Source organism: Stenotrophomonas sp. SbOxS2 (genome assembly GCF_013416715.1).
Classification (GTDB): domain Bacteria; phylum Pseudomonadota; class Gammaproteobacteria; order Xanthomonadales; family Xanthomonadaceae; genus Stenotrophomonas; species Stenotrophomonas lactitubi.
Window position 1 is genome coordinate 526,323 of sequence record NZ_JAAVXD010000007.1, and the last position, 23,794, is coordinate 550,116.

The window sequence follows — 23,794 nt, forward strand, 5'->3', positions numbered from 1 at the left end:
CTGCATGACACCGTCTTACGATGATCTGTACTGGAAAAGTGACGATGGCCTGCGCCTGCATGCACGCGATCATGCCCCAGGCGCGGGACAACCGCCCCGCGGCACGGTGGTCTGCATCCCGGGCCTGACCCGCAACGGTGCCGACTTCGATGCCCTTGCGCAGTCGCTGACCGCGGTCGGCTGGCGGGTGATCGCCGTTGACCTGCGTGGACGAGCGGGCTCGGAACGTGCGCTGGATCCGTCCAGTTACAACCCGCGCGCCTATGCCGATGACATGGTGGCGCTGCTGCGGTCACAGAACATCGACAAGGCGGTGTTCGTCGGCACCTCGCTGGGGGTGCTGGTCACCATCACCCTGGCCTCGCGTGCACCCGGGCTGATCGCCGCGGCGGTGCTGAACGATGCCGGCCCCAAGGTGCCGCGCGAAGCCCTGGCGCGGATCGGCAAGTACGCCGGCAAGCCCGTGCCACCGATGGACCTGGCACAGGCCACGAGCTATGTGGAGTCCATCGGCAAGGCTGCGTTCCCGCGCTTCACCACCGACGACTGGCGGGCGATGGCCGTGCGCACCTTCCGCCAGCGCAGCGATGGCCTGCTGGAACTGGACTACGACCCGGCGGTGATCCGCACCACGCGGCCGTGGGTGCTGTGGCTGCTGCGCCCGGTGCTATGGCGTGCGGTGCGTGGCCTGACGTCGCGGGTGCCGGTGCTGGTGGTGCGCGGGGCGTTGTCGGACATCCTGCCTGCCGATGTCGCACGGCAGATGGCAGCCACATCGCCCAACGCACGCCTCGTTGAAGTACCGGAGGTAGGCCATGCGCCGATGCTGTCCGAGCCCGAGGCGCGCGATGCGATTCTGGCCCTGCTGGAGCGCGTGCGATGAGTGCCGACATGTCGATCGATGAGCTGCCTGCAGCCCTGCGGGCACTGCGGCAATGGGCGGCAAGCGAGCGACTGAGCGGCAGCACGCACATTGCGCAGTCGCGAATCAATGCCTTCGCCGACGCCACCGGCGACCACAACTGGATCCACACCGATCCGGCCCGCGCCCAGACCGGCTTGCCGGGTGGGCAGACTATTGCGCATGGCTTCCTTCTGCTCTCGCTTACCGTCGAGGACGATGTGGCGGCCCTGGCCGGTTTCCCCGGCATCGCCCACGTACTGAACTACGGATTGAACAAGGTCCGCTTCCTGGCGCCGGTACCCAGCGCTTCCGAGGTGCGGGTGCGCTCGCAGCTGATGTCTCTGGAAGCGCGCAGGCCCGGGCAGTGGCTGTTGACCCAGCAGAAGACGGTGGAAGTGATCCCCGCTGGCGAGGTGGCCGTGGTCGCCGAACAGCTGTCGCTGATCGTGCTCGCCGACTAGCGCCGGCCGGCTGCCCGCCGGCCACGGTTCTCTCTACACTGGAGCGATGTTGACGCCCTCCATCGTCCTGTTCGCCTGCATTGCGTGGACCGTGCTGCTGTTCGGCGTCGCCCTGTGGGGGGAACGCCAGGGGCATCGGCTGTCGAAGCTCTGGCCGGCCATCTACGCGCTGTCGCTGGGCGTGCACTGCACGGCATGGACCTACTACGGGGCCGCCTCGCAGGGCGTGCAGTGGGGCTTTCCGATCCCGCCGACACTGATCGGCATGGCGCTCATTTTTGCCTTCGGCCTGCCATTCCTGGTGCGGCTGGGACGACTGGCCAAACAGCACAACAGTGCCACCATCGCCGATCTGGTGGTCGCGCGGCTGCGAGCCGACCAGGGGCTGGGCATCACCATCACCCTGGTCGCGCTGTTCGGCATCATTCCCTACATTGCGCTGCAGCTGAAAGCGGTCAGCCAGGGGCTTGCCGCCCTGCTCGGTGATCAGTTCGCGCCCGTCGGCTGGCAACTGGACATGTCGTTCTGGTTCGCGCTGACGATGGCGGCGTTCACGACGTTGTTCGGTGCGCGCAAGGCGTCGGCCACCGAACACAACCGGGGCATCGTGGTCGCGCTGGGCCTGGAATCGCTGTTGAAGCTGACCGCACTGCTGGCGATCGGCCTGTATGCCGCGCGCTCGGTGCACAAGGCCGGCGTGCCGCTGCTTGAGAAGATGGCGCACCTGCCGCCGCCGGCAGTGGTGCCGGATTACCTGACCATGGTGGCGCTCGGTGCGATGGCCGCGTTCACCCTGCCCCATCAGTTCCATGTGGGCGTGGTTGAACTGCGGCAGTCGTCGGACCTGAAGACGGCGCGCTGGCTGTTCCCGCTGTACCTGCTGTTGATCGGCCTGCCGTCGGTGCCGATGGCACTGGCTGGTGCCGCGCAGTTGCCGTCTTCGGTGTCGCCCGACCTGTATGTCCTGGCCCTGCCGCAGGAACGCGGCCACCATCTGCTGGCACTGCTGGCCTACCTGGGCAGCCTGAGCGCGGCCACCGGCATGATGATCCTGTCCGGGCTGACCCTGTCGATCATGCTCGGCAACCACGGCGTGGGTTCACGCCTGCTGAGCGGCGTCAACGGCTTCAACAGCGGCGCCGATCTGCGACCGCGAGTGCTGGCCTTCCGTCGCGCCGGCATCCTCGCCGTGTTCCTGATGTCGTGGCTGTACAGCCGCGCGATGAGCGGCACCGAGGCACTCAGCGATTTCGGCCTGATGTCGTTCACCGCGCTCTCCCAGCTGGCACCGGCAGTACTGCTGGCGGTGTACCGTCCGCGTACGCCCTCCCCGGCCATCATCGCCGGCATCGTGCTGGGCTCTCTGGTCTGGCTGTGGCTGGTGCTGCTGCCGATGGTGATCCCGGCCCCGCCACAGTCGGCCAGCCCCGACGAGCTGCACTGGCTGGCGATGTTCTCGCTGCGCATGCAGCCTGGCCATATCGCCATCAGCATGGGGGCGAGCCTGGCAGTCAACCTGGCGACCGTTGTGCTGGTGTCACGTGCGGTGCGTCCCTCGATGCCACGGCAGCGCGACGCGGTGGCCGCAGCATCCTTGCGCAAGACGGCCGGTCGCTTCCTCGGCCAGGAACGGGCACGCCAGCTGATGGACGGGCATGCCGGGCAGATGCTGGATGACGAGCGCGTCACCGCCATCGAGCGGGAACTGACTGCCGTGGTCGGTGCGGGCATGGCACGCCTGCTGGTGGAGGCTGCCCGCGATGGTGGTGCCGCACCGCTGGACGCCGTTACCCGCGCGGTCGGCGAAGCCACCCAGGTGCTGCGCTTCAACCAGCGCCTGCTGGAAGCCGCCTTGGAAAACATGAGCCAGGGCATCAGCGTGGTCGATGCGCAGCTGCAGTTGGTGGCCTGGAACAGCCGTTATGCCGCGCTGTTCAAGTTCCCGCCGGAGCTGCTGCAGGTGGGGCAACCGGTGTCGAACCTGACGGCGTGGGCGTTGGGACAGCTGAAGATCGGCGACGCCCCCGGCGACTCGCGCGACAAGGCGCTGCAACGGCGGGTGGTGCACATGCGGCGCGGTACCCCGCATCTGTCCGAGCGGATCTTCCCGGACAACACCATCGTTGAAATCCGCGGCAACCCGATGCCGGGTGGCGGCTACGTGGCCACCTTCACCGATGTCACCGCTTTCCGTCGGGCCGAGGACGCGCTGAAGCGCAGCAACGAAACCCTGGAGCGCCGGGTGCAGGACCGTACTGCCCGGCTGGAGCAGGCCGTGCATGAAGCCGAACGAGCCAACGTGGCCAAGACACGCTTCCTGACCGCTGTCGGCCACGACCTGATCCAGCCCCTGCATGCGGCGCAGCTGCTGACCGATGCCATGTCGCAGCACATCGAATCGGAGTTCCTGGACAGCTTCCTGCGCCAGATCCGTGGCGCGCTGGACTCCACCGACGATCTGCTGTCGGGCCTGCTCGATATTTCGCGGCTGGAAGCCGGCGGACTGGTCGCCGATCCGCGTCCGTTCGCGCTGTCGACCGTGCTGGATCCACTTGCACAGGAGTTCGCAGTGCTGGCGGCGGCGCGCGGCCTGCAGTTCCGCCATGTGCGGACCCGCGCGTGGGTGCACAGCGACCCGTTGCTGCTGCGTCGGGTGCTGCAGAACTTCCTGGCCAATGCCATCCGCTACACCCGCAGTGGCGGCGTGCTGCTGGGCTTGCGCCGGCATGGCCAGGCCCTGTCGATCGGCGTGCATGACAGCGGCCCCGGCATCGCACCGGAGCAACAAGCGGTAGTGTTCGAGGAATTCCATCGTGGCGACCGCAGCAACGGCCAGGGCCTCGGTCTGGGGCTGACCATCGCGAGCCGCATTGCCGACCTGCTGCACGCCCCGCTGCAACTGCAGAGCGCGCTCGATCGCGGCTCGACCTTCTCGATCACCGTGGCGCGGGCAGCGCCGCCTGCGGCCCCGCGCACTGAACCCGCCGCTGGCAACAGCAGCATCAAGGGTATCCGCGTGCTGGTGGTCGACAACGATCCGCAGGCGCTGGAGGCAATGCGACAGATGCTGCTTTCGTGGGGCTGCGATGTCATCGCGGCGCGCGATGTCAATGCGCTGGGTGCTTCAGCACAGGAAGCTGCACTATGGTTGTTCGACTACCACCTTGATGATGGCGATACCGGCGTCGCACTTTGGAAGCGCCTTGTCGCCGTCCACGGTACACGGCCGACGGTGATCCTCAGCGCCGACACCGGCAGCGACACCCGCGAGGCGGTGCGCAGCGTGGGCCTGTCACTGCTCAACAAGCCGTTCAAACCGCTGGCACTGCGCTGGGCGATCAACCATCTGCTGGCAACGGCCGCTACGGCAACGCCCTGACCAAGGGTCAGGCATCCTGCGTCTCTTCGATCTGCCGCGAGGGATCGGTCAATCCCATCTCGTGCAGCACACGGATGGCCTGCGCACGATTACGCACGCCCAGCCTGCCCATGATGCGGGTCATGTGCGCCTTGACCGTGCGCAACTGCACGCCCAGCCGGTCCGCGATCTGCTTGTTGAGCAGCCCTTCGGCCACCAGGCTCAGCACCCTGTACTGATGCGCGGACAGGCTGGACAAGCGCGCCGCAAGATCGGCGTCCTTGTTGAAGGGCGCAACCCGCGCCACTGGCTCACGCAGCAGCGCCGGAATCCAGCGCTCACCTTCCAACACGGACTGCAGCGCGGACTGCAGGTCGGTCAGCCCCGAACTCTTGGGCAGATACCCCGCTGCGCCGAGGTCGATGGCGCGGCGGATCACGTGCGGCTCTTCATTGGCCGAGACGATGATGATCGCCAGCCCCGGTTGCAGTGCACGGATGGTCGCCAGCCCGGCAAGGCCATGGTTGCCCGGCATATGCAGGTCCAGCAGCATCAGGTCGATCTGCTGGCTCTCGATCGCTTCCAGCACGCTGTGCAACGAATCGGCCTCGCTGATCTGCAGGTCAGCCACCGCCTCCTCGGCCGCACGATGCAGCGCCGCGCGGAACAAGGGGTGGTCGTCGGCGATGAGCAGGGTCGGCATGTCCAGCGGAGGTTAGCAAATCGCCTGCGGTTGGGCACGGGTACCAAGGTACGCTGGCGTGCGCCGCCCGGATCGTTAGGGTGGAGCCATGAACATCCACCGCCCCGTTACGCTGCTGTGCGCCACGCTGCCACTGCTTGTGGGCAGCATCGCCAGCGCCCATGCCACCCCGCCCCGTGCCAGCACCGCTGTTCCGGTGTTCGAGCAGTGGCGGGAAACCCTGCATCGCGGCGACGATGAACTGCTGACCGCGGGACTGGGCCTCGACGCCCTGCGCTCGGCCAGCGCGCCCCAGTTCGCCAACCCGGCCCGGCCCACCGCCGACGAGGCCCGACGCCGTGCGATCTGGAGCAGTTGGCGTGGTATCGCCGACCTGACTCCCGGCGGTGGTTTCGGCGACGTCTACGGCAGCCTGCAGGCAGTGCCCGGCCGCGAATTCTCGGCCTATGCGCGCATCGATGGCGCGCGCCAACCCCACCGCGTACTGGTGCAGGTACCCGACACCTTCGACGCCTCGCGACGCTGCCTGGTCGTCGCTGCGTCATCCGGCTCGCGTGGCATCTATGGCGCGATTGCGGTCGCCGGCAGTTGGGGCCTGGCTCACGGCTGCGCCGTCGCCTATACCGACAAGGGCGCCGGCAGCGACTACTACGACCTGGACGCCCAGACCGGCTTCCAGGCCGACGGCACGCCCGCCTCACAAGGCGCGTTGGCCTTCATTCCTGCGGGTGCGGCAACCAGGCAGGGGATAGCTTTCAAACATGCTCATTCGGGTGACAACCCGGAAGCAGACTGGGGTCGGCATCTGCTGCAGGCGCTGCACTTCGGCCTGCAGTCACTGGACCACGCCTACCCCGAATCCGCTCCATTCACGGCGGCCAACACGCGCACGCTGGGCGTGGGTGTATCCAATGGCGGTGGCGCCGTGCTGCGCGCGGCGGAGATCGAAGGCGACTGGTTCGATGCGATGGTGGCGGGCGAACCGAATGTGTCGGTGGCAGGCGCTCCGCCGCTGTACGACTTCGTCACCCAGGCCGCGTTGCTGATGCCCTGTGCCCTGCTGGCAGAGGACGATCTGCCGCAACCGCCGATGCGGGCGCAGGCCGTGCCGGTGTGGACCCAGCGATGTGCCATGCTGAAATCCGCCGGATTGGTGCAAGGTGATGACGCTACGGCACAGGCACGGTCGGCACGGCAGCAGCTGCTCGACGCTGGCTTGAGTGCCGACGCACTTCGTGCCGGCGCGTTCTCGGCCGGGTTCGATCTGTGGCGCGCCATCGCGGTCACTTATTCGTCAGCCTATGGACGCTACGGCGCCGGCGAACATCCCTGCGCGTACAGCTTCTCCGCCGCTGGGGCAGATGGCAGGCCCGGCGCGGCCACCGCCGAGGCCCGGGCAACCTGGTGGAGTGAGGGCAGCGGCATTCCGCCGGGCAACGGTGTGGTGCTGGTGGATGGCAATGCCACCGGGGCGGAAGCTGGTCCACTGCGCGGTCTGAACTGCCTGCGTGCACTCGGCAATGGCGATAGCGCCGACGCACGGCGGGTGCGCGCCGGCATCGCCGCGGCCACCGCCGAGGCGCCGCGGCGCGGTGTGCCGATCGTGGTGATCCATGGCATCGACGATGGGCTGGTGCCGATCAGCATGACCAGCGATCGCTACGTGCCACGTGCACGCAAGGCGGGGGCACAGATCGCCTATTGGCGTGTGAACAACGCACAGCATTTCGACTCGCTGCTGGCCTTCCCGGATTACCGGAAGCGCTACGTGCCGCTGCTGCCCTACATGTTCGCGGCGATGGACCAGGTATGGGATCACCTTGAGGATCCAGCGCATCCACTGCCGCAGGATGCTCTCATCCAGCCAACGCCACGCGCCGAAGCGCCCTTGCTGCGCGAGCAGCTGTCCATTCCGGCGGTCACGACCCTCTCCAACCGCTGACACGCCGCCCACCAGGAAGCCCCACATGTCGTCCGCCACCGCTACAGACACGCCCGCTGCCGAGGCCAACGCCTTTCCCCTGTTGATCAAGCAGTTGCTGCTGACGCCGCTGGCAGTGCGTCCACAGCAGGAAATCGTCTACGGCGACAAGGTCCGCTTCGACTACCGCACGCTTCAGACGCGCATCGGCCAGTTGGCCGGGTTGCTGACCTCGCTGGGGGTCAAGCGCGGCGATACGGTGGCAGTGATGGACTGGGACAGCAACCGCTACCTGGAGAGTTACTTCGCCGTGCCGATGATCGGAGCGGTGCTGATGATGGTGAACATCCGCCTGGCGCCTGAGCAGATTGCCTATACGCTCAATCACAGCGGCGCGCGGTTACTCCTGGCCAACCGCGAATTCCTGCCGGTGCTGGAAGCCATCGACGAACAGTTGCCGGATCTGCGCACGCGCATTCTGCTGGCCGATGAGGTTGGCCCGCTGCCAACGGGTTTCGTGACCGAGTATGAAGCCGGACTGCGCGAGGCCACGCCCATAACGTGCTTCCCGGACTTCGACGAGAACACCCGCGCCACGACGTTCTATACGACCGGCACCACGGGCCTGCCCAAAGGCGTGTATTTCAGCCATCGGCAACTGGTGCTGCACTCGCTTGCGGCGATGGCCGCACTCGGCAGCGCGTCCAGCCAGGGGCGCCTGCACCGCGACGACGTCTACATGCCGATCACCCCGATGTTCCATGTCCACGCCTGGGGCATGCCGTACGTGGCTACGCTGCTGGGCATCAAGCAGGTCTACCCCGGACGGTATCTACCGGCCAAGCTGCTGGCGCTGATCGCCCGCGAGAAGGTGACGTTCTCGCACTGCGTGCCGACCATCCTGCATATGCTGCTGGGCGATGCCACGGCGGCCGATACCGATCTGCGCAGCTGGAAGGTGATCATCGGTGGTGCGGCACTGCCGCGGGCACTGGCGCAGCAGGCACTGGCCCGTGGCATCGACATCTTCGGCGGCTACGGCATGTCCGAGACCTGCCCCCTGCTCACCATCGCGCAGATCGATGCGCACGCCCTGGACGACCCGGATGAGGAGCTGTCGCTGCGTACCAAGGCCGGCATCCCGGTGCCATTGGTGGATCTGCGCATCGTGGACGAAGACATGAACGACGTTGCCCACGATGGCGTCGCTACCGGCGAAGTGGTGGCCCGCACGCCCTGGCTCACCCAGGGTTATCTGCACAACCCGGACGCTTCAACGGCGTTGTGGGCGGGCGGTTACCTGCATACCGGGGACATCGGCAACATCGATGGCGGCGGCTACCTGCGCGTGGCCGACCGCATCAAGGATGTGATCAAGACCGGCGGCGAATGGATCTCCTCGCTCGCCCTGGAGGACATCATCGCCCTGCATCCTGCGGTCAACGAGGTCGCCGTGATCGGCATCAGCGATACGAAATGGGGTGAGCGACCGCTGCCGCTGGTGGTCCGGCAGCCCGGCAGCGATGTGACCGAAGCAGAGATCATCGAACTGGTCGCAGCACGCAGCCGCTCAGGCGACATCTCCCGCTACGCGATCCCCGACCGCGTCAGCTTCGTGGATTCGCTGGAACGCACCAGCGTGGGCAAGATCAACAAGAAGAAGCTGCGTGGGCTGCATGATCCGGAGGTAGCTGCTGGTGGCCCGGGCTCACATGAAGCGGACCATCCCACCCATCGAGGTACTTCGGCAGCGCATCTGCAACGTCGATGACACGCTCCCGGTAGAACAGGTGCATCGTTGGCGCAAACGCTGCACCCAGCACGCCCTCGGCAGCTCGCGCAACAAGAGCGTTGGGAACCACGCGCATGCCCAGGCGATTGGTGCCAAACAGCACCTCACCGCAGTTCAGGCAGAAGGTCTTGCAAAGCTGCTTGGCCGGGTGCTGGAAACGCGCATTCTCCGCCCCTGAAACGCTCACCGATTCGGCCGCCCATGCGGTGGCCGAAAGCATTGCAACGCCGTAGAAATCCCTGCAGGTGGCGCAGTGGCAGTTCGCCTGCGCAGCAGGACGGCCATGCAGTTCCATGGTATTTGCGCCGCACAGGCAGGTGATGCGAAGGGACATGGACGCTTCCTGAAGGGAGTGGCTGGCGAGGAGTGTGCTGTTACCGCTCGTCCTTCACAAGAGGCTGTCGGTGCTGAAGCCCCTACTTCCCGGCCGGGTCCACACCAATGTACTGGTTCCGTCGCAGATAGACCTCCCCGGTCTTCATGTCCAGCAGCATGTTGAACTGCCGGAGAACACCCGCGCCGAGCGTGCCGTCGCCAGTAGAGGCGTCATCGTCGATTGGAAACGACGCAGCGGCGTTGCCGATGGCCAACCCCTGGATGCTTGCAGACGGGACGCGCACATCCACGGCGCGAATGACATTGCCTGCGCTGCCGGTGAAACGGGACGTTCCCACTTTCTGGGTGAACACCTCCATCAGCCCATGGCGCGAGCTGTACGCATGGCTGAGATCGATGCTGCCGTTGCTTCCCGTATCCAGTGCCAGCCACGGCTTGAAGATGGCGTCGCCATTGCCGAGCGTGACTTCGATTGCGGGCGTATTGTCGATCCAGCGGACGTTGGCGCGGGTGTAGCCGGTTACATCCGGCAGGCTACGATGGACGAGCAACTGCTGCCGGTCGTAATCGATCTCGACCACCTTCCCTTCAAAGAACTTCCATCCCAGAACCGCATCAAAGGGACGGTTGCTGTAGTCGACCACTACCGCGCCCATGCGCGTGTGCAGCCCGCCGATCTCCACGTCGTTGCGCGTGCTGTAGTCCATCGTGGTGACGCCGTCTGAACCCGTGTTCTCCGTGCGATCATCGATGACCACCGATGCCTTCGGCACGATGGCGCGCGATATGGCCAATCCGTCCGCGCCGGTGTCCACCAGGAATCGCAAGGACTCGGACCTGTTGACGCTGCCGCGGACGTAGATCCGGTGGTCCTTGTCCTGCTCGAACGGGATAGCCACGGGCGTGGCATTGGCGCCGGCACTCGCGCCTGAAGTGGCACAAGCGATGGCGGCAACCAGAAGTACATGCGGGATTCCAGGCACGGGCGACTTCCCTTTCGTTTGGCGGTGGTAGCGTGGCACCTGATGGATGCCACCAATGCGGAAAGGGTTTAAATCGATGCCGATACTGCGGGTGATGCCGAACGATGGGGTGTTACTGCGGTGGCGCTGACGGAACGGGCGCATCGCGCTTTTCTGGCGACGGCACGTCGGCAGCCGCAAACTCGCGCGCCTTTACCCGAAACGGCGCAATGCAGCCAGTCAGGCTGATGCAGATGGAGAGGGAAAGTGCGATCAGGGCCAGTGTTTTCATCGAGCTGCCAGGGTGCGAAGGGTCATTCTTGGAGCGCCATGGTCAGGTGCTGGTGGCCATAAGTCCATAGCCATCTGCCGGTCTCGGCCGAAGCCACCAAGGGCCGTGCCGAGGTCGGCTTAATGGCCCATGGTAGGCTGGCGCGGCAGACCCAACGCACGCTGTCGCCGCTGCTCTCCCCTCCGGGCCGACGTCCATGAAGAAACCACGTGTAGCTGCCGCCGCGTCGTATCGTGCGATGGAGGGCCCGTCGCCCAACCTGTTCGTCGCCCTGCGGGAGCTGCTGCTTCCCTACCAGGCCGACCTTCTGGTGATACACGATGATGGCGATCACTTCTACGCCAATTGCAGGAACGTGGATGCCAAGGGCAAGGCTCAGTTCTTCGGCGCGGTGAAGGTGTCCGGTCGCAGGCATTCATTCCACTTCATGCCCATCTACACCTTCCCCGAGCTGTTGGCCGGCATCAGCCCGGCCCTGAAGAAGCATATGCAGGGGAAGTCCTGCTTCAACTTCGATGCCTGGGATCCAGCATTGCTGCACGAACTGCAGATGCTGATCGAACAGGGTGTCTCCCGCTACCGGGTGGCCGGCAAGCTCTGAGGACGCCACGCGGCATCTGCCGCCGGTGTGCCCACGGAACGGCCGCGCCCGCAACCGCGGGCGCGGCATGGATTCAATGCAACGGCACCTTCAGCACCGATGGCGCGGACGTCGGCGAACTGAAGGTCACCGCCCCGCCCAACTGGCTGATGCCTGCATAACGCAGGTCCACCGTATCGACCACCAGCGTGAGGCGACTGCCGGCGGGGATGTTCCAACTGCTCGCTTCCAACCGAAGATCGAGGGTGGTCGCCTGGCCCGGCGCAACGCCGCGCAGGGTGTACGGCTTGTGGCTGATCAGCTGGCCATTGCCCAGCACATCTTCCGCGTACAGGTAGGCATACAGCGTGGTGTTGGCGCGGCTGGGAGTGACGGTCACGCGCACTTCCGGCGCACCGTCCAGGCGGCGTGCGTTCCAGTAGATCGGCCCCTGCCAGACGCCTGCAGCGTTGCGCCCGATGAAAGGCACGTATGCACCCGGCGGAAGGTTGATCATCTGCAGCGAGCCCGACACCATCGCCACGCCGGAATTGGCGGCGGTAGGCAGGCCACTGCCGATGCGGTAATTCCAGCCATTGCTGCGCCCGTTTTCAGCCAGGCCTCCGGTGGGCAGAAGCAGGCCACCGGGTGCGGTCAACGCGTAGCTGACCGCGCCACTGTTGGTGGCCTGCCAGTTCGGGTAGGTGTTCCAGCTGCCCTTCTGTGACTTCAGCTGCACCGCCGGCTCGCGGTCGATGCCGTTGGTCACGCCCTTGAGGTAATGATCGAACCAGTCGCCCACCGAGTCATAGACCTCGTTGGGAATGCCCAGAGCGCCCAGGGCCTCGTTGAGGGCGTGGTCGCCATGGCGCAGCTGCAGCTGCTTGGGGCCTTTCAGCTGGTTGAAGAAGTCCACCAGCTGACCCGGCGGAAACAGGCTGTCGTTGAAGGCGTTTGCCAGGAATACGGCCGGCTGGTTGGCGTTGATCTCGTTGATGCTCGCAGCGGGGCTGCGGATCGCGGCCACCGGCAACAGCGATTCCACGGCGCCCTGATAGTTGCCGACCACGACGTTGCGGTTGATCGTGGCCAGTTCGGACCCGGGGCGGCCGGTGACCAGGCCGGCGGCCACCAGCAGCGCGATTCCCTGTGCACTGGGGGTGTCGTTGGAGTACAGCGACGCCTGCAGGTCGGCCCATCCGCTGAGGGCGGCCACTGCCTTGATGCGGGGATCGCGTGCCGCCGCCAGCAGGCTGGTGCCGGCGCCGTAGGAGATGCCCGAGACGCCGATCCGCGCCGGGTCGGCCCGGGTGTTGTCCAGCGCCCAGTCGATCAATGCGCTGACATCCTCGACCGTCGCGGGCCCGGCGATGTCGATGGCCCCGCCGGACTCCCAGAAGCCGCGCGAGCTGTAGCTGATGACCACGTAGCCGCGTTTGGCCAGCGACTGTGCGACCCCTACGTACTCCACGCTGGGAACGGCCCAGCTGCTGGGCATCACCAGCAGCGGGTACTTGTCGCCACCCGCGTCTTGGGGCTCGATGACAAAGACCCCGAGGGGTGTGCCATCCCAGCTGGGAACGGTGCGGTGGGTGGTCTTGACCGTGGCGGCCCAGGCGGTGGGCGCCAGTCCGGTCAGCAGGATCAACAGCAGCAATACCTTGCGCATCGTCGTCTCTCCCCGTCGTTTGTGGTGCAACGGGTTGGACCGTACCAGTGCGAATGGTGGCTGACACCTTGCGCCGCAACATGGGGCGGCGGCCCTGCCACCCCACGCCGCGGGCCTGAATGCGCCTACAGCGTCGCCTGCGCCTGCAGGGTGAATACCCAGCTGTCGGGTCGGCTGGCATAGGCGCCGGGACGTGCCACGTACTGCACCGCCGGCCGCAGTACCAGCCACGGGGCGACCTGCACGCCGTAGTTCAGTTCGACGAACTGCTCGTTGCTCTGCACATCCTTTCCGGTCAGCTGCTGGTGCCGTGCGAGCCGGTCGGAGATATCCAGCCGGTTCCAGGCTAGGCTGAGCACATCATCTTCGCGCGACGCGATCACGCCGCGCCAGCTCACGCCCGCTTCCCACGAGTAGCGCATCAGCCCTGTCTTTGCATCGGCACGGGTGGCCACGCCGAACACCGAGATGCCGCGCACCGTATCGCCCTCGGGCTTCCACACGCGCTGCGCGGCCTGCACGTACGAACCGCTGCGATGCGAGGCGCGAGGTGCGGCCGGATTACCGATGTCATCGGCGTTGGAGGTGTCCAGGTAGTAGCCGACCTTGTAGGTGCCGCCATAGTCCTCGCCGGACTTGCCATGGCTGTAGCCCACTTCCACGGGCAGGAACAGACCGGTCTTTCCCCTCGTCGAAACACGGAAGCCACTGTTGGCCTGCTTGCGCGTTGGATTGACGTCGTAGATGCCGGCCTGCGCGTACCAGCCCGCGGGATCGTTCCACTTCACCCGCAGGCCCCATTGGCCCGTGGGGTTGTCCAGCCACCCGGAACTGTAGATCGGGCCCAGCGGATGCCCGCATTGGCCGTTGTTGTTGAAGTTGCAGGTGTAGGGCAAGCCACCGAAGTCGTTGCCCATCGAGTAGAAGCCCCCTTTCAGGCTCAGCCGCTTGTCCAGCAGCAGCCGCTCGTAGGAGAGCTCGTTGAAACGCAGGTTCTGGCCCTGGCCATAGAAGGCCTGGTTCTGGATATAGGAACCGGTGGACCGCTCGTTGATGGCGTTGCCGAAGCGGTCGGAGAACACCACGCGCAGCGTACCGTCGAAGCCGAGTGCTTTGCCGGTATCGATCGTCGCGCCCAGATCGATGTGTTCGGCGGTGGACCAACCACTACCCTTGTAACCGTCGCTGTTGACGCCGCTGCCGATCACGATGCGTGCGCTGGGGGTTACACCACGGTCCTGCAGCCAGAGGCGCGCGGCCCAATCCGCACTCAGCGGCGTCTGCACGATGCTGTCGACCGGTTTGGGCTTGGCGGTGGCACTCGCTTCGGCGGCCGACACCGGGCCATTGGCCACGAGCAGGAGCAGGCCGAGGCCGTTCAAGGAGAGCAGCTTCATGCTGCGGCCCTCCTGTCCTTGCGCTTCTTCCAGGCGCGCCGCACCAGCAGCACGACGCCGACCAGCGCCAGCACGGCAACGATGAGCATCGGCAGCCACAGCCGTGCGATCTTCGCCAGCAATGGCTTCTCGCCGCCGGCGCGGGTCAGTGCGACCTGCGCCTCGGTGACCTGATCACCCGGCCCGAACTGCGTGCGCACGTAGGTCGCCACCGCTGCGATATCGGCGTCACTCAGGTCCTGTACGAACGAACCCTTCGAGAAGTGCGGCATCAACGCGTGTTCGCCCTGCACGTCGCGGTCAACGCCGCCGATGATGGTGGCGATCAGGTTCTGCGGACGGGTCATGCCGACGGTAGTGTTGTGCACCAGGGAGGGGTAGTACCCGTCCCTGCTGCCCTCGCCCCGCGATCCATGGCAGCTTGCGCACAGGCCCGAATACAGCACTCCGCCCGATGCCAATGCCGCACCCGTGCCGCGTACCGGTTGCTCGCCCGGCGTAGCGGCGGCATCGCCCCAGGCAAAGGCGGCCCGCGTGGCGTCAGGGTCGGCCACGGCCGGCACCGTGCGCAGGTAAGCAACGATCGCGGCGATATCCTCGTCCTGCAGCTTGGACAGGCTGTTGCTCACCGCTTCTGCCATGCCGCCACCGGCCTGCGCCTTGCCGGCAACGCGGCCGGTCTTCAGGTACTGCGCCAACTCGGCGTCGCTCCAACCGCCGATACCGCTGGTGGGATGGGAGGTGATGTTGGGTGCGTACCAGTCCCCCAGCGATCCGCCGGCAAAGGCCTTGCCGCCCACTTCCTGCATCATCAGCCCGCGCGGGCTGTGGCAGCTCGAGCAATGTGCCAAGCCTTCCACCAGATAGGCGCCGCGATTCCATTGCGCACTCTTGCCCGCATCGGGCTTGAACGTCTCCTTGTCCAGGAACAGCAGGTTCCACACCGCCATGGACTGGCGGATGCTGAAGGGGAACGGCAGTTCGGTCGCGTGCGCTTCCTCGTCGACCGGCGCCACGTCCTTCATGAAGTAGGTATACAGCGCGTGGATGTCCTCGTCGGTCAGCTTGGCATACGAGGTATAGGGCATCGCCGGATACAGATGAGCGCCATCCTTGCGCACGCCTTCACGTACCGCCTTGGCGAAGTCATCTTCGCTGTAGAGACCGATGCCATGGCTCTTGGAGGGCGTGATGTTGCTGGCCCAGATCTCACCCAGCGGGGACGCAATCGCGTAGCCGCCGGCGTAGGGTTTGCCCTGTTTCGGGCTGGTGTGGCACGCCACGCAGTCTGCGGCAACCGAGAGGTAGCGCCCACGTTCGGCGACCTCGTCTGCGCGCGCGGATTGGCTGGCTGCGGCCAGCATCAGCACCATCAGAGCGGAGACGAAGGTCTTCATGCCGCACGCTCGATGGCATCTGCAGCCCGCAATGCCAGTGCGGCCATGGTCAAGGTGCTGTTGACCACGCTGGCCGACACCATCGGGCCACCGCCAGGCAGCCACAGGTTCGGGTGGTCGTGCGCTCGGCAATTGCCATCGACCACCGAATCGCGCGGGTCAGCGCCCATGATGGTCGAGCCCATGATGTGGTTGTTGGCGTTGAGCGCCGTGGTGATGACGAATTCCTCGGCGTTGAACAGCGAGCCGATATGCCGCAGCTGTTTGCAGGACTCGTCATAGCCCTTGCGGGCGTAGTCGCCCAGCGAGTAGTGGATGTCCGGGCAAGCCAGGCCATGGCCATCGACCCGTGTCTTCGACAGCGTCAGCCGATTGCTCGGGTCCGGCAAGGGTTCCAGGCTGATCGAAAGATCGACGCCGAAGATCGCGCGACGGCGGATTTCTGCATCCAGCGCGTCGCCAACCAAGCCTTTCTTCAGCGCCTGGTCGGTGGCGATCGCCACGCGGCTGATGTTGTTGAGGATGATCTTGGTGGCCGAGTACTGCGAGCGGAAGGCACCGTCGCGCGGACCGACCATGCAGCTGGACTGCGCCGGTCCGCGTCCCAGCCAGATCGGGCGATCGGCGATGAACGAGCAGTGGAACCCGGAGTGATCGAGCATGTTGCGCCCGACCTGGTCGGAACTGTTGGCGATGCCGTTGGGGTTCTGCTCGTTGGCGGCAAGCAGCAGCAGTCGCGGCGTCTCCAGCGCGTTGCATGCAATCACGAAGCTGCGCCCGGTGGCCTTGTGGCTGACCTTGTTGTTGTCATACCAGTGAATGGCCGTCACCCGGTTCTGCGCATCGGTGTCGATCCTGTAGGCCACTGCTTCGGCCAGCACCTGCGCACCCAGTTTCTCGGCCGCTTCGATGGTATGGATGCCGTTGTACATCGCGCCGATCGGGCAGATCGGCTGGCAGTTGTTGTTGCCGCAGCAGGCCGGCCGATCATTCCACGGCGTGACCATGCGACCCTGCGGAATGGGCACCAGGTTGTAGCCGTGCGGATTGACCACCTCGGCAAATACCTTGTCGCCGTTGCCCCAGGGGATCATGTCGGCGAGGTAGGGCTTGGACCGTTCGGAGGGGCTCTGCTTGCCCGGGTCGTTCGGCCCGGACACACCCATCGCCTCTTCCGCGCGGCAGTAATAAGGCTCGATGTCGTCGTAGCTGATCGGCCAGTCGCGCCCTACCCCATAGGTGGACTGCATCTTGAAATCCACCGGCAGATGGCGCCAGCAGGAGGCGGCCCAGTGCCAGGTGGTGCCACCCACGGCCTTGATGAAGCCCTGGTGGAAGCTACTGGCATCGGGGCCGGTCAAACCCACGTAGTCGTTGGCCGGGAAATACAGCGGCGCGGTGGCCAGCGGCGACTGCGGATACGGCCCCTGGAAGTCGCTGCCGATGCGTCGCTCGAAGCTGACGTTGCGCCAGTTTTCGACGACGTCGGAGCGATGCAGGCGCGGGCCCGCTTCGAGGACCAGAACCGATTTTCCGGCACGAACCAACTGATGGGCGATCAATGCGCCGACGACGCCCGAGCCGACGATCACAACATCGGCATCGGCGTCGCCATCACGGAAAACCGGAGCTTTCATGAGGGGAATCCAGATCAATTACGGGAAAGAGATGAAAGCGCAGGCTCAGCCGTGCGCACGTACCGCCGCCGGCGGTTCAGCCGTCCACCATGCAGGGCCGCCTTGTGCGTAGGTCGGCGGGAACAGGCCGTCGTCCACGGGGCGCTGCATCAGCGCGTCGCGATAGGAAACGGTGATGGCCTGCGGGCCCTTGCCGACGCTGCCGGTGTACCAGGCGGTGATGATGGCCAGCGCTGCGGGCCCGGCATCGCCCGCCGCCGCCAGCAGCGCTTCAGGGCCTTGTGCCTGTTGCGCCTTGGCCGCGAGTGCCGGGAACCGGGCGTGCATCTCGGGATGCAGCTTAGCGAATGCGGCTTCGATGCGGCCGGCGGTCGCCGGATCGAGATCGGTCTTGCCCGTCAGCGCCTGCGACAACTGCAGAAAGCGCCCGTCCGCCGGCTTTGCAGGGGCGGCATTGGCAGCGGTTGCTGGCACCTTGCCGTTGCAGGCCACCAGCAACGAAGCCGAGCCGACCGCCAGCAGGAAGGTTCTGCGCGTCAGGCCTTGCCCACTCCCTTCCAATCCCTCGGGAACACTCATGATGTGGACTCCTGATGCGTCACGTCTTCGGCTGCCCCTGACCGCGACGCGGGGGGCACCTACGGGTGAAACTGTAACGCACCTGCTCGTCGTCGCGGGGTGAGCGGGAGCGGCCGCAGAACGGCGAAGTGCCCTGCTTTGCGGCATCAACGCAAGCAGATTGCCGCCGGCAAGCAGGGGCCCCGTCACGCCCGCACAACGCCCTCAGGGCTAGAAACAAGGGCTTTCCTACTCTGGAGAGTGGCCATGCGGGTACTGCTGCTGTGTGCCGTGGCGACGATGTCATTGTCGGCCTGCGATCAAAGCGAACCGACCGATAAGGCACAGCATGCCGATGCGGTTCGGCAAACCGCACCAACCGGCAGCGCGCCTGCGCGCAACGTGCCCGGTGGTGGCAGCGGGACCGCAGCCTCCCAGGACCAGTCGTCAGGAACCGGCGCCAGCAGCGGCAAGGAGGTCCCGCCGGAGTTTCCTGCAAAGCGCTGAGCCCAGAAGGGTGGCCGGCTTGGCTCGGACAGGCACGCTGGACGTCCCTGCGATGGGCCAACGCCCCTTTGCCACAACAGTGATTCCGGCGCCTCCGCTGCGACTGACCTGGACTGATTGACGCAGCCCGATGTGAAATTGGACCCCGACAGGATTCACGCCAACAACGCCTGTGCGGTGGCATGTTCAAGGTGACCCAAGAGGATTACCACATGCCTGACACCGGACTCTTCTACGTCTTTTCAGTGGATTACGCGGCCGACGCGCGCGGCGGCCTCGACCGGATCACCTCGATCACCTTCCGCTGCAATCAATGCCACCACGTGTCCCGTGCCGACGCGGACCTGAAGCGGGTGGCGGGTGGCACGCTTCTCACCTGTGGGAGATGCGGGACCCACCAGGCGGTCAGCAACGCGCGTTTTGCCGATGGCGGGCATGCCGCAGCGGCCGAGCGGCCCGCCGTCGCCGCAGGTGAGCGCTGATGCAGCGCTGCCCGTGATGGAGCACGGCGATGTGAGCAGGATGCATGCACCACACGCCCGTTGGGCATCTGCCGTTCACTGCATCTACCCCGTATCCCTACGGCCTCACGGCTACGGTGAAGTCTCCCTTCGTTCCGGAGCACACCATGGCCATCAAGACCGCTGAAGATCTGTTCATCCACGAACTTTCCGACATACACAGTGCCGAGAAGCAGCTGACCAAGGCACTGCCCCGCCTGGCGCGCGCCGCTGACAATCCTGACCTCTCCGCTGCGTTCGAGACCCATCTGGAAGAGACCCAGGGGCAGATCGAACGTATCGACCAGGTGGTCGAGCTGTTGGGGATCCGCCTGAAGCGCATCAAGTGTGCGGCAATGGAGGGGCTGGTGGAAGAAGGCAAGGAGGCCATTGACAGCATCGACAAGGGCCCCGTGCGCGATGCGGCGCTGATCGGCGGCGCACAGAAGGTGGAGCACTACGAAATCGCCTCCTACGGCACCATTGCCGCGCTGGCCATGCAGCTGGGATACAAGGACGCCGTGCCCCTGCTTCTGGAAACCCTGAAGGAAGAGAAGGCCACCGACCAGAAGCTGACCCTGCTGGCCAGTGGCGGCGGCAACGCCAAAGCCGCGAAGGCCGGGTAAGCGCAGGTCCACTGCACATCCGGCCGGCGCGTCGCTCCCCGGAGGCCGACGCGCTCTTACCGGAAGGTGTTGCATGCATCTTGATATCACGGGCATTCACTGGCAGGCACTGCCGAGGTGCCCAGCAATCGCGCGCTGATCGTCTCATTGCCGGCACCGCGCACAACGAGCAGCAGGACGGCGCGTCCGCCCGATCCTGCGCTCCGCGTTTCAGCGCACGGCCTTGCCGGCACCGCGCTGTGCTGCAGGCCTCGCCCGCGTGCGCTTCTTCGCGGCTGGCGGTAGCGGCAGTACTCGATAGTCAATCTGGCACACCGGGCAGAAGAAGGTCCGCCGATGCGTGGTACCCATATGGACCTTGCTGACCAGACCACCACAACGGGGACATGTCCGCCGGGTGTGCACCTGCCAGTGCTTTTTCAGCTCGAACCCGCGCTTCCATTCCAGGAAGTCGAAACTGTATTCGCGGGCCTGCCTGACCAGTTCGGCAAGCTTGCGCGGCGGAACATCGCCTACATGGTTGGCCGGATGGACCCGGATGCGGAACAGCACCTCGTTCTTGATGATGTTGCCCACGCCGGAGAACAGCGTCTGGTCCAGCAGGGCGTCGCAGACCAGGACAACGGGCATCGACTTCAGGCGACGACGTGCGAGCCTGGGATCCCACAGGTCGCTCATCACGTCGCTGCGCCAGTCGTATACCTCGTCCAGCGGCTGCGCGATCAGTTTTACCGAGCAGGTGTAGAAGTTCAGTTCGCCGTTGTCGAAGCGCAGCGATACCCGCGCTGGGGTCTCCTTGCGCTCGTCGATGCGCCAGCTGCCAAACATCATCAGGTGGATGCGCAGCGTAACGTGGCTGAATTCCAGCAGGAAATGCTTGCCCCAGCTGCGCACGGCCCGCACCCGGCGGCCCTGCAGGCAGGCCAGGTCGAGCGTGCTGTTGCCGCTGACCTCGCGGACCGTCTTCCCTTTGAATTTGGCGGCGGCCTCGCGCAGCAGCACGATGGAAGGACCTTCAGGCATGAAGCTGCTCCAGCAGGGCCTGCAGTTGCAGTGCATCGGGAACGGCATGGCCGTGTGCCGTGTTGTCGAGGATGACCCAGGCCCCGCCCGGCCCGGCGGCCTGCGTTGCTGCGCCGGCCAGCCTGCACAGCTCCGGCTGCTGGTACGCGCTGTAGTAGATCCGCGGCTGCCCGTGCCACCGCCAATAGCTCCAGTGCCTGGCTCCGCCCGGCTGGTCAGCCCCTGCAACCCGCGCGGGATCGGCGGCGACCCGTGCAATGTCATGGTCTTCCAGCAGCGCATCGGCCTTTGCGTCGAACCAGCTGGGGTGGCGGGGCTCGCACGCCATGGGCGTCGCGGTACGCCGACGCAAGGCCCGGAAGAACGCCGACGCGGTGCGGCCGTCGTAGGCCAGACTGGGTGGCAGCTGCAGCAACAGCGCGCCCAGCCGATCACCGAGATGCGCCACCTCGCGCAGGAAGGGGTCCAGCAACGGCGCCGCGCCGCGCAAGCGTGCGACGTGGGAGATCGCCTGCGGCATTTTCACCGAGAAGCGGAAATCGTCCGGCACGCTCGCCGCCCAGCGTGCGTAGGTGGCAGGCTGATGTGGACGGTAGAACGACGAGTTGATCTCCACGATCGGAAAGCGCGATGCGTAACGCTGCAGCGCGCTGTCGCCCGTGCCGAACATGTGCGCGACATCGGTGGGCAGCGACCACCCTGCGCAGCCGACGGCGACACGGTGCGCCGAGTGTGGGTCATGAGATTCAAGTGCCATTGCGCTACGGTGATGGCGGGACCGTAGCAGTGCGGTGAATACACGTCGGCTGCGGCGTGAAGCACGCCGCCGGGCGTGGCCGGCCTACCGAGGGGGCGCTGCCCGGCATCGACCCTTGCTGCTCAGAGGCTGGCGCTCACCATACCGCCGTTCGGCGGCTTCCGCGCTGCCAGGGAATGTCCATTGCGTGGCGCAACGCGTTCGTGGGTGGCGGCCATCACCTGGTTCACGCGATGAAGTGTGCCGCGACCACCGGGCTCGATACCGATGATGTAGACGAAGCGGCCATCGCAGCGCGACTGCGCCGATTCGAGCCCGTCGGTCTCGGAGAGAACGCGTTTCAGCGCCTTCTCCCACGCTCTGCCCGGGGCCGATGCCAGCTCCACCACCACCGCGGTTTCCCCGCAGTCCAGCGGCATCACCTCCACACGCAGGATGCGCAGTGTCTTGACGGTCTCGGCGCTACCCATTTTCGATCCTCCTCGGCAAACGACGGCGGCAGTATCCACGCCCGGCGCCAAGGCGCCGTCAAGAAGCCATGGATACCGCGTGCAGGTCGGCTGGCAGCGTTGCCGTGATGCGTCGCGGCAATCCCCGACGGGCACCTGCAGCCGCGCAATGCCCCGGTAGCGGCCACGCCATTAGCAGGTCTTCTTTTCATGCATGGGCGCCCTGGTCTGACAGGAGCCCAGTGCTTGCGCGCAGTCACATCTTCGCACTTTGCTCGTTGACCAGCTGGCGTCAACAAATGACGCTAGCGACACCGCGACAGCGTTCGTAACGCCCTGCAGCGGTCGAGATTCCAGGCAATACCGGCCACGGCCGGATCGCGTCCCCCGTCCCTGTCACCGCATCGTCCTTCACACGGAAAGGCCTGGCCTGCCGTGGTGGACGGCTGCGCCTTGCCCATACCCATGGAGATCCGCAATGCGCCTTGCCACGTTCTTCTTTGCCCTTGTTTTCAGCAGCTTTGCCGGTGCCGCACACGCCCAGGTCGTGACCCTCAACAAGGGCGGATTCGTATTGACCTATGACTGCAGCATCCACAGCGCGACCCGATACGAATACACACTGGTGGCCGACACCGGCTCGGCCGCCCGCCCGTCCAGCTTCTACAAGGACCCGGACCTGCCGGCCGGCTGCCTCGGCCAGACCAGCACCGCCTCCTATGCCAGCGTGCAGTCCGGCTATGACCGCGGCCATCTGGTGACGTCCAACCACATGGACTACGACACCACCTACATCCGTCGCGCCAACTACATGACCAACATCGTGCCGCAGGTGTCCAGCTTCAACCAGGGCATCTGGGTCAAGGCCGAGAACGTGGCGGAGTGCTATCGGGACATTGCCCCGGTCGACGTCTATGGTGGCGTCGTCTATGGCGATGCATCGAATGACTATTTCTTGTCCAGCCATGGCATTCCGACCCCGGAATTCTTCTGGAAGACGATCATCACCAAGGATCCGAACACCGGCACCGCCAAGGCCATCAGCTGGATCATTCCCAATGAAACGGGACTGGGCAGCCTGGACAGCTATCTGGTCACCATCGCGGATCTGGAGGAGTTGCTGGGCGCCAGCTACGTGGCGATCAACGCACCGGCGTCGCTGAAGAACATGCTGCCCAGCGCCAGCTGGCCACTGCCCAGCAGTTGCGATCTGAGCTGAGCACCCAACGGCCCGACGGAGTGCGCTCCGGCGGGCCCATCACGCCCGCCGGCTCAGCCTGGGTGATCCTCTGCTGGGCAGCCTCAAGGTGCCGCCTCGGCGCGCGAACCGAGAGCTGCGCGCCGGTAATACAGCGCAAACAGATACAGCCCGGTGAACAACTGCAGGAACAACGGCGGCAGCGGCGAGTACGTGATCCACGCCGGGGGCTCGCCCTGCCCCATCCCGCGCGCCACGAAGTTGGCGATCACCGCCAGGGTGAAGACGATCGAGGTCCACCGGTGCACCGGACGCGCCCAGCCACCGGCCCTCATTGCGGCGTCCTCCCGGCAGGCTTCACGGGACGCTCGATCATCTTCCAGCCATTGCCGGACGGATCACGGAACCCGGCATCCACCGCACCGTAACGCTCCACCGGCTCCTGGGTGAATTCCACGCCACGGGCCTGCAGTTGTTTGTAGCTGGCCCGGCAATCATCCACTGCCAACACCAGCGGCGGCATCGCGCCCTTGGCCACCATCTGCTGCAGGGTCAGCGCAGTGGCTGCGTCGTGCACGGGCGGCCCCGGCTTGAACAGCCCGAGCTGGAAACCGACCTCGTCGCCCGAATGCACCGTCAGCCAGCGATAGTCGCCGCTGCCCACGTCGGTGTGCACCTGGAAGCCGAGTTTGTTGACGTAGAAATCGAGCGCTGCATCCTGGTCATGCACATACAGGCCGACCACATTCACCATGCCAGTCATAGGA

Annotated in this window: 23 protein-coding genes and 1 pseudogene; 10 read left to right on the forward strand and 14 right to left on the reverse strand. The window is 65.8% G+C overall.

Going from position 1 to position 23,794, the window contains the following annotated elements; all coding sequences use genetic code 11:
- The first annotated feature begins 4 nt into the window (after nt 1-4).
- From HFK18_RS17025 to HFK18_RS17035, 3 genes are read left to right on the forward strand one after another with little or no spacing between them, the layout of a single operon-like run.
- Nucleotides 5-883: an alpha/beta hydrolase gene (locus HFK18_RS17025; protein WP_180167144.1), complete on the forward strand. Its 879-nt coding sequence runs from the start codon at nt 5-7 to the stop codon at nt 881-883.
- Nucleotides 880-1,365, forward strand: a complete 486-nt coding sequence (locus tag HFK18_RS17030) for a MaoC family dehydratase (RefSeq protein ID WP_180167145.1) — start codon at nt 880-882, stop codon at nt 1,363-1,365. Before HFK18_RS17025 ends, HFK18_RS17030 begins: the two co-directional genes overlap by 4 nt.
- 46 nt (nt 1,366-1,411) lie before the next feature.
- Nucleotides 1,412-4,744 (forward strand): PAS-domain containing protein, encoded by a 3,333-nt coding sequence (locus tag HFK18_RS17035; RefSeq protein ID WP_180167146.1) that lies wholly within the window; start codon nt 1,412-1,414, stop codon nt 4,742-4,744.
- A 7-nt stretch (nt 4,745-4,751) separates the two neighbouring features.
- Here the strand turns inward: HFK18_RS17035 and HFK18_RS17040 are convergent, their stop codons facing one another.
- On the reverse strand, nt 4,752-5,426 hold the full coding sequence (locus tag HFK18_RS17040; RefSeq protein WP_180167147.1) for a response regulator transcription factor: 675 nt from the start codon (nt 5,424-5,426) through the stop codon (nt 4,752-4,754).
- Nucleotides 5,427-5,514: 88 nt separating this feature from the next.
- Here HFK18_RS17040 and HFK18_RS17045 point away from each other — a divergent pair, with 88 nt between their 5' ends.
- Together HFK18_RS17045 and HFK18_RS17050 are read left to right on the forward strand one after the other, a co-directional pair.
- Nucleotides 5,515-7,368: a 3-hydroxybutyrate oligomer hydrolase family protein gene (locus HFK18_RS17045; protein WP_180167148.1), complete on the forward strand. Its 1,854-nt coding sequence runs from the start codon at nt 5,515-5,517 to the stop codon at nt 7,366-7,368.
- A gap of 25 nt (nt 7,369-7,393) precedes the next feature.
- Nucleotides 7,394-9,118 carry a fatty acid--CoA ligase gene (locus HFK18_RS17050; protein WP_180167149.1) on the forward strand — a complete coding sequence of 575 codons (1,725 nt, stop codon included), beginning with the start codon at nt 7,394-7,396 and terminating at the stop codon, nt 9,116-9,118.
- 19 nt (nt 9,119-9,137) lie between these two features.
- Here the strand turns inward: HFK18_RS17050 and HFK18_RS21965 are convergent.
- From HFK18_RS21965 to HFK18_RS17060, 3 genes and pseudogenes are all read right to left on the reverse strand, one after another.
- Nucleotides 9,138-9,473 (reverse strand): annotated as a pseudogene (locus HFK18_RS21965) (GFA family protein); the annotation flags it as partial.
- Between the two features lie 82 nt (nt 9,474-9,555).
- A complete protein-coding gene (locus HFK18_RS17055; protein ID WP_180167150.1) occupies nt 9,556-10,602 on the reverse strand; it encodes a retropepsin-like aspartic protease in 1,047 nt (348 codons plus the stop codon).
- Nucleotides 10,571-10,729 (reverse strand): hypothetical protein, encoded by a 159-nt coding sequence (locus HFK18_RS17060; protein ID WP_165787226.1) that lies wholly within the window; start codon nt 10,727-10,729, stop codon nt 10,571-10,573. Before HFK18_RS17060 ends, HFK18_RS17055 begins: the two co-directional genes overlap by 32 nt.
- A 196-nt stretch (nt 10,730-10,925) precedes the next feature.
- On the opposite strand from HFK18_RS17060, the gene HFK18_RS17065 reads away from it, so the two are divergent.
- Complete coding sequence (locus tag HFK18_RS17065; protein WP_180167151.1) at nt 10,926-11,330, forward strand: hypothetical protein; 405 nt, start codon at nt 10,926-10,928, stop codon at nt 11,328-11,330.
- A 73-nt stretch (nt 11,331-11,403) separates the two neighbouring features.
- Here the strand turns inward: HFK18_RS17065 and HFK18_RS17070 are convergent, their stop codons facing one another.
- The 5 genes from HFK18_RS17070 to HFK18_RS17090 form a co-directional block, all read right to left on the reverse strand.
- Complete coding sequence (locus HFK18_RS17070; RefSeq protein WP_180167152.1) at nt 11,404-12,978, reverse strand: CocE/NonD family hydrolase; 1,575 nt, start codon at nt 12,976-12,978, stop codon at nt 11,404-11,406.
- Between the two features lie 125 nt (nt 12,979-13,103).
- Complete coding sequence (locus tag HFK18_RS17075) at nt 13,104-14,375, reverse strand: carbohydrate porin (RefSeq protein ID WP_180167153.1); 1,272 nt, start codon at nt 14,373-14,375, stop codon at nt 13,104-13,106.
- Nucleotides 14,372-15,772 (reverse strand): cytochrome c, encoded by a 1,401-nt coding sequence (locus HFK18_RS17080; protein ID WP_180167154.1) that lies wholly within the window; start codon nt 15,770-15,772, stop codon nt 14,372-14,374. Before HFK18_RS17080 ends, HFK18_RS17075 begins: the two co-directional genes overlap by 4 nt.
- On the reverse strand, nt 15,769-17,409 hold the full coding sequence (locus HFK18_RS17085) for a GMC family oxidoreductase (RefSeq protein WP_100552570.1): 1,641 nt from the start codon (nt 17,407-17,409) through the stop codon (nt 15,769-15,771). Before HFK18_RS17085 ends, HFK18_RS17080 begins: the two co-directional genes overlap by 4 nt.
- Before the next feature lie 45 nt (nt 17,410-17,454).
- Nucleotides 17,455-17,988 carry a sugar dehydrogenase complex small subunit gene (locus HFK18_RS17090; RefSeq protein WP_180167155.1) on the reverse strand — a complete coding sequence of 178 codons (534 nt, stop codon included), beginning with the start codon at nt 17,986-17,988 and terminating at the stop codon, nt 17,455-17,457.
- 246 nt (nt 17,989-18,234) lie between these two features.
- Between HFK18_RS17090 and HFK18_RS17095 the strand changes: the two genes are divergently transcribed.
- The 3 genes from HFK18_RS17095 to HFK18_RS17105 all read left to right on the forward strand — a co-directional run bounded on the left by HFK18_RS17095 (nt 18,235) and on the right by HFK18_RS17105 (nt 19,600).
- The gene (locus tag HFK18_RS17095; RefSeq protein ID WP_180167156.1) at nt 18,235-18,474 is read left to right on the forward strand and encodes a hypothetical protein; all 240 of its coding nucleotides are present in this window, start codon (nt 18,235-18,237) and stop codon (nt 18,472-18,474) included.
- Nucleotides 18,475-18,656: 182 nt separating this feature from the next.
- A complete protein-coding gene (locus HFK18_RS17100) occupies nt 18,657-18,956 on the forward strand; it encodes a hypothetical protein (RefSeq protein ID WP_180167157.1) in 300 nt (99 codons plus the stop codon).
- A gap of 146 nt (nt 18,957-19,102) precedes the next feature.
- Nucleotides 19,103-19,600: a ferritin-like domain-containing protein gene (locus HFK18_RS17105; protein WP_180167158.1), complete on the forward strand. Its 498-nt coding sequence runs from the start codon at nt 19,103-19,105 to the stop codon at nt 19,598-19,600.
- Nucleotides 19,601-19,810: 210 nt separating this feature from the next.
- On the opposite strand, the gene HFK18_RS17110 is transcribed toward HFK18_RS17105, so the two are convergent.
- The 3 genes from HFK18_RS17110 to HFK18_RS17120 all read right to left on the reverse strand — a co-directional run bounded on the left by HFK18_RS17110 (nt 19,811) and on the right by HFK18_RS17120 (nt 21,850).
- Entirely contained in the window at nt 19,811-20,623 is an 813-nt protein-coding gene (locus HFK18_RS17110; RefSeq protein WP_180167159.1) for a DNA-formamidopyrimidine glycosylase family protein, read from the reverse strand.
- Complete coding sequence (locus HFK18_RS17115; RefSeq protein ID WP_180167160.1) at nt 20,616-21,380, reverse strand: DUF72 domain-containing protein; 765 nt, start codon at nt 21,378-21,380, stop codon at nt 20,616-20,618. The genes HFK18_RS17110 and HFK18_RS17115 overlap by 8 nt, the downstream gene beginning before the upstream one ends.
- Nucleotides 21,381-21,502: 122 nt before the next feature.
- Entirely contained in the window at nt 21,503-21,850 is a 348-nt protein-coding gene (locus HFK18_RS17120) for a hypothetical protein (protein WP_180167161.1), read from the reverse strand.
- A gap of 457 nt (nt 21,851-22,307) precedes the next feature.
- On the opposite strand from HFK18_RS17120, the gene HFK18_RS17125 reads away from it, so the two are divergent.
- Nucleotides 22,308-23,048, forward strand: a complete 741-nt coding sequence (locus tag HFK18_RS17125; protein WP_180167162.1) for a DNA/RNA non-specific endonuclease — start codon at nt 22,308-22,310, stop codon at nt 23,046-23,048.
- A gap of 83 nt (nt 23,049-23,131) precedes the next feature.
- Here the strand turns inward: HFK18_RS17125 and HFK18_RS17130 are convergent, their stop codons facing one another.
- On the reverse strand, nt 23,132-23,362 hold the full coding sequence (locus tag HFK18_RS17130) for a hypothetical protein (protein ID WP_180167163.1): 231 nt from the start codon (nt 23,360-23,362) through the stop codon (nt 23,132-23,134).
- Nucleotides 23,359-23,790 carry a VOC family protein gene (locus HFK18_RS17135; protein WP_180167164.1) on the reverse strand — a complete coding sequence of 144 codons (432 nt, stop codon included), beginning with the start codon at nt 23,788-23,790 and terminating at the stop codon, nt 23,359-23,361. Before HFK18_RS17135 ends, HFK18_RS17130 begins: the two co-directional genes overlap by 4 nt.
- Between the last annotated feature and the right edge of the window lie 4 nt (nt 23,791-23,794).

What these genes read in the sequence shown, in the direction of transcription:
- HFK18_RS17025 (WP_180167144.1), top strand. Translation starts at nt 5, where the DNA reads ATGACACCGTCTTACGATGATCTGTACTGGAAAAGTGACGATGGCCTG.
- HFK18_RS17030 (WP_180167145.1), top strand. Translation starts at nt 880, where the DNA reads ATGAGTGCCGACATGTCGATCGATGAGCTGCCTGCAGCCCTGCGGGCA.
- HFK18_RS17035 (WP_180167146.1), top strand. Translation starts at nt 1,412, where the DNA reads ATGTTGACGCCCTCCATCGTCCTGTTCGCCTGCATTGCGTGGACCGTG.
- HFK18_RS17040 (WP_180167147.1), bottom strand. Translation starts at nt 5,426, where the DNA reads ATGCCGACCCTGCTCATCGCCGACGACCACCCCTTGTTCCGCGCGGCG.
- HFK18_RS17045 (WP_180167148.1), top strand. Translation starts at nt 5,515, where the DNA reads ATGAACATCCACCGCCCCGTTACGCTGCTGTGCGCCACGCTGCCACTG.
- HFK18_RS17050 (WP_180167149.1), top strand. Translation starts at nt 7,394, where the DNA reads ATGTCGTCCGCCACCGCTACAGACACGCCCGCTGCCGAGGCCAACGCC.
- HFK18_RS17055 (WP_180167150.1), bottom strand. Translation starts at nt 10,602, where the DNA reads ATGCGCCCGTTCCGTCAGCGCCACCGCAGTAACACCCCATCGTTCGGC.
- HFK18_RS17060 (WP_165787226.1), bottom strand. Translation starts at nt 10,729, where the DNA reads ATGAAAACACTGGCCCTGATCGCACTTTCCCTCTCCATCTGCATCAGC.
- HFK18_RS17065 (WP_180167151.1), top strand. Translation starts at nt 10,926, where the DNA reads ATGAAGAAACCACGTGTAGCTGCCGCCGCGTCGTATCGTGCGATGGAG.
- HFK18_RS17070 (WP_180167152.1), bottom strand. Translation starts at nt 12,978, where the DNA reads ATGCGCAAGGTATTGCTGCTGTTGATCCTGCTGACCGGACTGGCGCCC.
- HFK18_RS17075 (WP_180167153.1), bottom strand. Translation starts at nt 14,375, where the DNA reads ATGAAGCTGCTCTCCTTGAACGGCCTCGGCCTGCTCCTGCTCGTGGCC.
- HFK18_RS17080 (WP_180167154.1), bottom strand. Translation starts at nt 15,772, where the DNA reads ATGAAGACCTTCGTCTCCGCTCTGATGGTGCTGATGCTGGCCGCAGCC.
- HFK18_RS17085 (WP_100552570.1), bottom strand. Translation starts at nt 17,409, where the DNA reads ATGAAAGCTCCGGTTTTCCGTGATGGCGACGCCGATGCCGATGTTGTG.
- HFK18_RS17090 (WP_180167155.1), bottom strand. Translation starts at nt 17,988, where the DNA reads ATGAGTGTTCCCGAGGGATTGGAAGGGAGTGGGCAAGGCCTGACGCGC.
- HFK18_RS17095 (WP_180167156.1), top strand. Translation starts at nt 18,235, where the DNA reads ATGCGGGTACTGCTGCTGTGTGCCGTGGCGACGATGTCATTGTCGGCC.
- HFK18_RS17100 (WP_180167157.1), top strand. Translation starts at nt 18,657, where the DNA reads ATGTTCAAGGTGACCCAAGAGGATTACCACATGCCTGACACCGGACTC.
- HFK18_RS17105 (WP_180167158.1), top strand. Translation starts at nt 19,103, where the DNA reads ATGGCCATCAAGACCGCTGAAGATCTGTTCATCCACGAACTTTCCGAC.
- HFK18_RS17110 (WP_180167159.1), bottom strand. Translation starts at nt 20,623, where the DNA reads ATGCCTGAAGGTCCTTCCATCGTGCTGCTGCGCGAGGCCGCCGCCAAA.
- HFK18_RS17115 (WP_180167160.1), bottom strand. Translation starts at nt 21,380, where the DNA reads ATGGCACTTGAATCTCATGACCCACACTCGGCGCACCGTGTCGCCGTC.
- HFK18_RS17120 (WP_180167161.1), bottom strand. Translation starts at nt 21,850, where the DNA reads ATGGGTAGCGCCGAGACCGTCAAGACACTGCGCATCCTGCGTGTGGAG.
- HFK18_RS17125 (WP_180167162.1), top strand. Translation starts at nt 22,308, where the DNA reads ATGCGCCTTGCCACGTTCTTCTTTGCCCTTGTTTTCAGCAGCTTTGCC.
- HFK18_RS17130 (WP_180167163.1), bottom strand. Translation starts at nt 23,362, where the DNA reads ATGAGGGCCGGTGGCTGGGCGCGTCCGGTGCACCGGTGGACCTCGATC.
- HFK18_RS17135 (WP_180167164.1), bottom strand. Translation starts at nt 23,790, where the DNA reads ATGACTGGCATGGTGAATGTGGTCGGCCTGTATGTGCATGACCAGGAT.